This is a genomic window from Lentzea sp. NPDC060358 (assembly GCF_042725365.1).
Lineage (GTDB): Bacteria > Actinomycetota > Actinomycetes > Mycobacteriales > Pseudonocardiaceae > Lentzea.
The window spans coordinates 1-8,297 of the sequence record NZ_JBHXCW010000302.1; the positions used below are offsets into that span (position 1 = coordinate 1).

9 protein-coding genes are annotated in these 8,297 nt (G+C 70.2%); 1 reads left to right on the top strand and 8 read right to left on the bottom strand.

Annotated elements, in window-relative coordinates:
• From ACFWGZ_RS36970 to ACFWGZ_RS37005, 8 genes are all read right to left on the bottom strand, one after another.
• Positions 1-276, bottom strand: a 276-nt coding sequence (locus ACFWGZ_RS36970) for a MarR family winged helix-turn-helix transcriptional regulator (RefSeq protein ID WP_382456243.1), incomplete at its 3' end; no start/stop codon positions are given.
• A gap of 25 nt (positions 277-301) precedes the next feature.
• A complete protein-coding gene (locus ACFWGZ_RS36975; RefSeq protein WP_382456244.1) occupies positions 302-1,837 on the bottom strand; it encodes an amino acid permease in 1,536 nt (511 codons plus the stop codon).
• 199 nt (positions 1,838-2,036) lie between these two features.
• Complete coding sequence (locus ACFWGZ_RS36980; protein ID WP_382456245.1) at positions 2,037-2,960, bottom strand: cation diffusion facilitator family transporter; 924 nt, start codon at positions 2,958-2,960, stop codon at positions 2,037-2,039.
• Between the two features lie 63 nt (positions 2,961-3,023).
• On the bottom strand, positions 3,024-4,238 hold the full coding sequence (gene manA / locus ACFWGZ_RS36985; RefSeq protein WP_382456246.1) for a mannose-6-phosphate isomerase, class I: 1,215 nt from the start codon (positions 4,236-4,238) through the stop codon (positions 3,024-3,026).
• A gap of 19 nt (positions 4,239-4,257) precedes the next feature.
• Complete coding sequence (locus ACFWGZ_RS36990; protein ID WP_382456250.1) at positions 4,258-5,322, bottom strand: hypothetical protein; 1,065 nt, start codon at positions 5,320-5,322, stop codon at positions 4,258-4,260.
• 5 nt (positions 5,323-5,327) lie between these two features.
• Positions 5,328-5,528: a Trm112 family protein gene (locus ACFWGZ_RS36995; protein ID WP_382456247.1), complete on the bottom strand. Its 201-nt coding sequence runs from the start codon at positions 5,526-5,528 to the stop codon at positions 5,328-5,330.
• Positions 5,529-5,541: 13 nt separating this feature from the next.
• Positions 5,542-6,894, bottom strand: coding sequence for a phosphomannomutase/phosphoglucomutase (locus ACFWGZ_RS37000; protein WP_382456248.1), 1,353 nt, complete (start codon positions 6,892-6,894; stop codon positions 5,542-5,544).
• 82 nt (positions 6,895-6,976) lie between these two features.
• Positions 6,977-7,336, bottom strand: coding sequence for a DUF3499 domain-containing protein (locus ACFWGZ_RS37005; RefSeq protein WP_382456249.1), 360 nt, complete (start codon positions 7,334-7,336; stop codon positions 6,977-6,979).
• Positions 7,337-7,429: 93 nt separating this feature from the next.
• On the opposite strand from ACFWGZ_RS37005, the gene ACFWGZ_RS37010 reads away from it, so the two are divergent.
• A complete protein-coding gene (locus ACFWGZ_RS37010) occupies positions 7,430-7,873 on the top strand; it encodes a metallopeptidase family protein (RefSeq protein ID WP_382419909.1) in 444 nt (147 codons plus the stop codon).
• The last annotated feature ends 424 nt before the right edge of the window (positions 7,874-8,297 follow it).

The window sequence follows — 8,297 nt, forward strand, 5'->3', positions numbered from 1 at the left end:
GTGCGGCTCGCGCCGCACGAGTCCCGCCTTCTCCATCTTGCCGATCTGGTAGGTCAGCGAGCTCTTCGAGACCACCACGCGCCGGGCGAGCTCGGTCATCCGCATGCGGTTGCCGGGCTGTTCGGACAGCACGACCAGCACGTTGTACTGCGCGTGCGAGAGACCCGCGTCGCGCTGCAACTGCTGTTCGATCTGTCTCTCGAGGAGGTGGTACGCCTGGACGAAGTGGTGCCAGGCGTTCCCCTCCTCCTCGGAGAGCCACGGCGCGTTTCCCATGGTCGGCAGGTTAGTTGGTGACGGGTCAGATGCCCGGCTCTTCGCCGCGCTTGACCACCGGTTCGGACTCGACCTCGCTCGTGCCCCTCTTCGCGAGCACCGAGTTCCTCCTGCTGTAGGCGAAGTAGACGACCACGCCGAGCGCCATCCAGATGAGGAACCGGACCCAGGTGAGCGCGGTCAGGTTCAGCATCAGCCACAGGCAGGCGAGGATCGCGAGGATCGGCACCAGCGGCACGAGCGGCACGCGGAAGCCGCGCGACAGGTCGGGACGCGTCTTGCGCAGCACGATCACACCCGCCGAGACGAGGATGAACGCGAACAGCGTGCCGACGTTCACCATCTCCTCGAGCTTGCCCGCCGGGAAGAAGCCCGCGGCGATCGAGACCAGCACGCCGATGATGATCGTGATGCGCGTGGGGGTGCCGTGGCTGCCGGTCTTCGCGAGACCGCGCGGCAGCAGCCCGTCGCGCGACATCGCGAACAGCACCCGGCTCTGGCCGAGCATCAGCACCATGACGACGGTCGTCAGACCGGCGAGCGCGCCGACCGAGATCACCGTCGCGGCCCAGTCGACCCCGTTGTCCCGGAACGCGCTCGCGAGCGTCGCGCGCGTGCCGTCCGGCTGGGTGGCGAGCTTCTGGTAGGGCACCATGCCGGTGATCACCAGCGTGACGGCGACGTAGAGCACCGTGACGATCGCCAGCGACCCGAGGATGCCCCTGGGCACCGCCTTCTGCGGGTTCTTGGTCTCCTCCGCCGTGGTCGCCACGACGTCGAACCCGATGAACGCGAAGAACACGATGCTGGCCGCCGCGAGCATGCCGAGCACGCCGTAGGTGCTGCCCGAGTAGCCGGTGATCAACGAGAACAGCGACTGCTCGATCCCGGTGTGCGCGGCGGGGCCGGCCTCCGCGGCGGGCGGGATGAACGGGCTGTAGTTCTCGGCCTTGACGTAGGAGATGCCGAGCACGATGACGAGCAGCACCACCGCGACCTTGATGGCCGTGATGACCGCGCTGACCCGCGAGCTCAGCTTGGTGCCGACGACCAGCAGCACCGTGAGCACCGCGACGAGCAGCACCGCGCCCCAGTCGAACTTGAGCCCGTCCCCGACCTCGGTCTTCACGTCGAGCCCGAAGAGCCCGAGCGTGGTCTGCAGGTAGGCCGACCACCCCTTCGCCACCGCCGCGGACCCGACGGCGAACTCCAGCACCAGGTCCCAGCCGATGATCCACGCGGCGAACTCGCCGAACGTCGCGTAGGAGAACGTGTAGGCGCTACCGGCGACCGGCACCGTCGACGCGAACTCGGCGTAGCACAACGCCGCCAGCGCGCAGGCGATCGCCGCGAGCACGAAGCTCAGCGAGACCGACGGCCCGGCGATGTTGCCCGCGGTGCTGGCCGTGAGGGTGAAGATGCCGGCGCCGATGACCACGGCGACACCGAAGACCGTGAGGTCCCAGGCCGTCAGGTCCTTGCGGAGCTTGGTGTCCGGCTCGTCCGTGTCCGCGATGGACTGCTCGATCGTCTTGGTGCGCCACAACCCGTTCCCCGGCACGGTGCATTCCTCCTCGATGGAAACCGATTCGGCCCACCCTAGAGGTATCCAGCAGGTGAGACGGGTTAAGCACCGGACCGGCAAGCTTGTCCGGTGTTTTGTCTCGAAACGTGATGTGCGACGCCCCGGGGAAAGACCCCCGGGAACGACGAAGCCGCCCCGGCGCACGGCCGGGACGGCTTCGGGGAAGGCCGGGGACTCAGGCGTTGGCCACCGCGGACCGGTCCAGGTCGGGCTCCAGGTAGATCAGCCGGGCGTGCGGCACCTTGTTCCGCACCCGCTGCTCGGCGTCGTTGATCGCCTGCGCCACCTCGTCCAGCGGCAGCTGCGGCTCCAGTGCGATCTTCGCCGCGACCAGCAGCTCCTCCGGGCCGATGTACTGGGTCTTGATGTGGATGACCCGCTGCACCTTGCCGGCGGCCAGCTCGTCGCAGATCACGTCGAGGTCCTTGTCCGACGCGCCCTCACCGATCAGCAGCGACTTCATCTCGATGATCAGGATGATCGCGATGACGCCGAGCAGCAGGCCGATGGCGATGGTGCCCAGGGCGTCGAACACCGGGTCGCCGGTCAGCGTCGCGAGGCCGACACCGATCAGCGCGAGGACCAGACCGATCAGCGCGCCCGCGTCCTCGAGCAGCACGACCGGCAGCTCCGGGGTGCGGGAGTTGCGGATGAACTGCCACCAGGTGGCGTCGCCCTTGATGAGCTTCGACTCGCGGATCGCGGTCATGAAGCTGTAGGTCTCGAGGCCGATCGCGACCAGGAGGATCGCCACGGCGACGATCGGGCTGGTGAGCGGCTCCGGGTGCTGCAGCTTGTGGATTCCCTCGTAGAGCGCGAAGACCGAGCCGAGGGTGAAGAGCATCAGGGCCACGACGAACGACCAGAAGTACCGGTCGCGGCCGTAGCCGAACGGGTGCAGCCTGTTCGCCTTGCGCTTGGCCGTCTTCTGGCCGAGCAGCAACAGGCCCTGGTTCGACGTGTCGGCGAGCGAGTGCACCGACTCGGCGAGCATCGACGACGAGCCGGTGATCACGAATCCGACGAACTTGGCCACCGCGATACCGGCGTTCGCCAGTAGCGCTGCGATGATGGCCTTGGTTCCGCCCCCTGCTGACACGCCTGTCTCCTCGCTGCACCCGGTTCCGGCCAGGACGAAGTCCTGTTTGTCCGGTCGGGAACCCTAGTCGCTCCCGGCCGTCGCGCGGAAAAGTTGAGCGGATTCAACACCATCCGGTCGCACGAGCACCGCCGGGTCCGACGCGGGCAGCCAGACGGCCTGCCCGCGACCCAGCCGCAACTCGTCTCCGCGCGCGTTGGTGAGTACCGCGGCGCCGTCCGTGCAAATCATGATTTGCGGACCTTCGTGGTCGATCCGCGTCTCCGCGGCCACGTCGAGGCGCGACAGCTCGAACTCCGGCGCGGGCGTGCGGTAGACGCGGACGCCCGGCTGGACCTCCTCGCCGTGCAGCACCTCCATGTCACCGCAGGTGAAGTCGAGCACGCGCAGCAGCTCGGGCACGTCGACGTGCTTCGGGGTGAGGCCGCAGCGCAGGACGTTGTCCGAGTTGGCGAGGATCTCGATGCCCGTGCCGCGCAGGTAGGCGTGCAGGTTGCCGGCGGGCAGGTGGATCGCCTCGCCGGGCTGCAGCACGATCCGGTTGAGCAGCAGCGCCGCGAGCACGCCCGCGTCGCCGGGGTAGGACTCGCCCAGCTCCAGGATCGTGCGGCACTCCAGGTCGAACTCACCGTGCTCCTTCACGTGCAGCACGCACGCGTCGAGGACCTGCGGCAGCAGCACCGACAGCGATGTCTGCGGCAGCGTGATCAGCATCGTGAACAGCGCGCGCAGGCCGGACGAGTCGGGCTGGGCGACCAGCATCTCGGTGTACGGCGACAGCGCGGGGGCGTCCAGCGTGCGCAGGAACGAGACCGTGCGGCCGGGTGCCCGGAAGCCCGCGAGGGCGTGGAACTCGGTGAGCGCGCAGATCAGTTCCGGCTTGGCGGCCGGGTCCTTGTAGTTGCGCACGGCGGCATCGAGCGGCACCGCGCGCTTCTCCTCGGCCGCGTAGCCCTCGGCGGCCTGGGAGGCCGACGGGTGCGCCTGCAGGCTCAGCGCCTCCTCGGCGGCGAGCACCTTGAGCAGGAACGGGAGCCTGCTGCCCCACCGCCGCGCGAGGTTCGGGCCGAGCTGACCCGCGGGGTCCGCGGCCAGCAGGTCGACCAGCGAGCGGTGGGCGCCGTCCGCGCCGGTCACGCGGGACGGGTCGCCGGGGTGGGCGCCCATCCACAGCTCTGCCTCGGGATGGGGTGCGGGCACCTCCTTCCCGAGCAGCTCTGCGATGGCCGTGCGTGATCCCCACGCGTACGGCCTCACCGCGTTGTGCAGCAGGTCCACTTCTGAGTCAGCTCCCCAATCAGTACGGGTTGCCGCCGAGCGATCCGGCGGCGAGCCCGAGGTACAGCGCGGCCAGTTCGAAGCGCAGCGCGAGCAGCGCGGCGCTGACCGCGTCGCCTCCCGCCACCTCGACGGCCGGCTCCAGCACGTCTGCTCCCGGCAGGGTGTCCTCGGCGGCGCGGCGCAGCGCCTCCGCCGCGGGGCCCTGGCGCACGGCCAGCAGCAGCACGCGCACGAGTCCGCTGCCCGGCTCGTCGTCCGGGTCGGCGAAGAGGTCGGCACCGGAGGTCCCGGTCACCGCGCGGCGGTGCAGGACCGGGCGGGTCAGCGCCTGCGGGTACCCGGCGACGTCCGAGGAGATCCCGGCGAACGCCGCCAGCGCGTTCGCGCCGTGCACGCCGACCGACGTGGCGACCTCGTCGAGGCCCCACAGCAGCGGCGTGCGGTCGGCGACGCGCAGCGCCAGCGACTTCGCCGGGTTCACGAACGACTCGTGCACCGGGTGGTCGCGCTCGGCCTCGCGGTCGAGCTCGTCCGCGATCAGCCCCACGTCGGCCTTGAGCAGGCCGAGCGCGTTCAGCACCGTGATCCACGCGGCGAGCGCGCGGTGGAAGCTGAAGCCGGGCGGCACGTCGATGCGCGGCGGCAGCAGCACCGCGCGCCCGGCGGCGGCCGCGGCGATCGGACCGGAGTCCGGCGCCGTCAGCAACGTCCTGGCGCCCCTGCGCACCGCGCGGTCGATCGACTCGGCGAGCACCCGGTCACCGGGGTCCTCGGTGTGGGCGAGCACCACGTCGAGCGCGCCCACCCACGGCGGCACCTCGTCGGACACCACGACCGGCACCGAGCAGCCGGGACCGAGCAGCGCCACGACCACCCCGGCGACCGCCACCGCGTGGCCGGGCCGGGTGACCAGCACGACCGCGCGGGGGCGGTCGGTGAAGATCCGTTCCACGCCCGCCTCGGCCGCGGCCTCCGCCGTGGCGCGGACCTGGGCCCCCGCCCGCGCGGCAGCGCGCAACCAGCCACCGGTGTCGGTGTCGGCGAGGCGGCTCGAGTCGTCGAGCAGCGTGTCGTCGAGCACCGTGGTCACCCAGCCGAGGGCGGCTCGACCGCCTCGTCCAGCAGCAGCACCGGGATGCCGTCGCGCACCGGGAACGAACGGCCGCACGCCGTGCACGTGAGGAAGTCGGCCTCCGCGTCGGCGGGCGTCCCGGCCCGCAGCGGCGCGTGCTCCGGACACGGGCAGGCGAGGATCTCCAGCAACTGCTCTTCGAGCTTGACGACCACTTCTGTTCTCTCCTCAGGCCCGCACGATCGCGAGGACCTCGTCGCTGAGCGCGGCGACGGCCTCGGGGGTGGCGGCTTCGACGTTCAGGCGCAGCAGCGGCTCGGTGTTCGAGGCCCGCAGGTTGAACCACGACCCGTCCGCCAGCTGCACGGTGAGACCGTCCAGCTCGTCGATCGTGACGCCGTCCTTGCTGCCGTAGGCGTCCTTGATCGCGGCGATCCGCCCCGCCTGGTCCTGCACGGTGGAGTTGATCTCACCGGAGGCGGCGTAGCGGTTGTAGACCGAGGTCAGGGCCGACAGCGGGCCGTCCTGCTCACCGAGCGCGGCCAGCACGTGCAGCGCGGCCAGCATGCCGGTGTCGGCACGCCAGAAGTCGCGGAAGTAGTAGTGCGCGGAGTGCTCGCCGCCGAAGATGGCGCCGGTGCGGGCCATCTCCTCCTTGATGAACGAGTGGCCGACGCGCGTGCGCACGGGCTTGCCGCCGTGCTCCTGCACGATCTCCGGCACCGCGTGCGACGTGATCAGGTTGTGGATGATCGTGCCGCCGGGGTCCTTCGCGAGCTCGCGCACGGCCACCAGCGCGGTGATCGCGGACGGGCTGACCGGGTCGCCGTTCTCGTCGACGACGAAGCAGCGGTCGGCGTCGCCGTCGAACGCGACACCGGCGTCCGCGCCCTCGGCCTTGGTACGGGCCTGGAGGTCGACGATGTTCTTCGGGTCGAGCGGGTTCGCCTCGTGGTTCGGGAAGCTGCCGTCGAGCTCGAAGTACATCGGGACCACCTCGATGGGCAGACCCTCGAAGACCTGCGGCACGGTGTAGCCACCCATGCCGTTGCCCGCGTCCACCACGATCTTGAGCGGGCGGATGCTCTTCAGGTCGACCAGCTCGTTGAGGTAGGCCGCGTAGTCGACGAGCATGTTCCGCTCCTCGAACGTGCCCTCCTCGACGCCCTCGGCGTCGGGGACCTGGTTCTCGGCGTCCTGGCGGATCTGCGCGAGACCGGTGTCCTGCCCGACCGGCGAGGCGCCCGCGCGGCACATCTTGATGCCGTTGTACTGCGCCGGGTTGTGGCTCGCGGTGAACATGGCACCCGGCAGGTCGAGCTTGCCGGACGCGAAGTACAGCATGTCCGTGCTGGCCAGGCCGATGCTGATCACGTTGACGCCCTGCGCCTGAGCACCAGCGGCGAAGGCCCTGGAGAGCTCGGGCGACGAGTCGCGCATGTCGTGGCCGATCACGATCGCCGGTCCACCGACCAGCCGCGCGAAAGCCGCGCCGAAGTCGCGCACTACGCCGGCGTCCAGCTGCTCGCCGACCACCCCACGGATGTCGTACGCCTTGACGATGCCGGACAGGTCACGCACGCCGCACACTCCCGAAACTCGCTCTTGACGGCCACTGCCCAGGCAGCCTACCGGCGAGCGGATCAGAGGTGCGTGTGGTCAGTCAGTCCTCGTGCGGATCGGGCAACACGCGCAGGTGACCGCGCCGCTGGGTCCCGGCGGGCACGTCGGGCAGCTTGGGGCTCACATCGGCACGCCCAGCCTCCCTCACCGCCTCGGCCAACGCCGTCAGATCATCAACACTCGGCTCTGGCACCGCGAACTCACCCTGGTGCCTCACGACCTCCCAGCCACGCGGCGCCGTGAGCCGCAAGGCGTGCTCCTCGCACAGGTCGTAGCTGTGCGGTTCGGAGTACGTGGCAAGCGGTCCGACGACTGCGGTGGAGTCCGCATAGGCGTAGGTGAGCGTGGCGACAGCCGGGTTAGCACACCCGGTTCGCGAGCACCGTCTCACGCTCCGCACGATCGGGGACGATAGCGCGTCCACGCGAGGCTGTGTGTGAGGCACGCTGTGTTTAGTCGTCGGGGGCAGCAACTAGGCTGCTCTGTTGTGGTGATGGCACGGGGTTCACGGCGGCAGGACTCGCCGCGTCGACGCAACCGCGACCGACACGGCCGAGGGCTGCGCGGTCCGCTCTACCCGGCCACCCTCCCCGCGGCCCGCTCGAGGGCAGAACGCTTCGACGCCCTGGTCATCGAGGCCCTGGAACCCATCGAGGCCCGCTGGCGCACCGAGCTGACCCAGCTGGACGTGGCCGTGGACGACGTCCCGGACGTGCAGGTGGAAGGCGAGGACGGCGTGGTGGAGGACGGCAACGTCCCCCTGGCCCGCCTCCTCCCGGCAGGCGACGACCACCGTTCCCGAATCGTTCTCTACCGCCGCCCCCTGGAGGCCCGCGCGAAGGACGGCGCGGACCTGGCGGACCTGGTGCACGACGTCCTGGTGGAACAGGTGGCGAACTACCTCGGCCTGGACCCGGACGTGATCGACGAGGGCTGAGGCCTGAGACGCCTCTCACACCCCAACGGCACCACACCCCGCAGCAGAGCACGCTGCCGCAGGGGTCCCCTCGATTTTCAGCTCCCCCGCAACCCAACGTACAGACGGGGTCTGACAGTCCCGCGAAGCCGAAGGCGAGCCGACAGGGCGAAGCCGAAGGCGAGCCAGCGATGGCGAAGCCGAGCACACCCCCGCGAAGGCGAAGCCGAGCAGTCCGGTCTGAAACGAAGGTTCCGGTGGCTCCCCGTCACGAGTCGTGCCGGATGCTCTGCTGCACCTGAGGAGGGGTGTCAACCCGGCACGCTTTTCGCCGGGTTGACACCCCTACCTCGTTGCAGCGAGGGCTGTGGCGCGACTCGTGACGGGGCACCCACCGCTGAGAGCTGCGCTCAAAAGCAAAAGCAAGCTCGCTTTCGGCTTCGCT

What these genes read in the sequence shown, in the direction of transcription:
- ACFWGZ_RS37010 (WP_382419909.1), top strand. Translation starts at nt 7,430, where the DNA reads ATGGCACGGGGTTCACGGCGGCAGGACTCGCCGCGTCGACGCAACCGC.